The sequence below is a fragment of the Klebsiella sp. K47 genome, from assembly GCF_051858335.1.
In the GTDB taxonomy this organism is placed as follows: Bacteria; Pseudomonadota; Gammaproteobacteria; order Enterobacterales; family Enterobacteriaceae; genus Klebsiella; species Klebsiella pneumoniae.
On sequence record NZ_JBPYUI010000471.1, the window covers coordinates 1 to 220 of the forward strand.

Sequence of the window (220 nt, forward strand, 5' to 3'; positions counted from 1 at the left end):
TGAAAGCGCTGGGCTATGGGATTCAGCGGGAACGCGAGGTGGACGTGATGGGGCACGAAACGGGCCAGACTCTCACCACGATTGCCGGCATCGACCGGGAGCTGGTGCTTCAGACGAAGACCCGCCGCCAAGAAATCCTGGACTACGTCAAGGAACACCCCAACGCCAGCCACGACGAGGCCTGCAAGGCCACCCGCAAAAAAAAGGAAGAACCGCCCTT

Annotated in this window: 1 protein-coding gene; it reads left to right on the forward strand. The window is 60.9% G+C overall.

Annotated elements, in window-relative coordinates; genetic code table 11:
• Positions 1-220, forward strand: a 220-nt coding sequence (locus RRF55_RS28845) for a relaxase domain-containing protein (RefSeq protein WP_439419422.1), incomplete at both ends; no start/stop codon positions are given.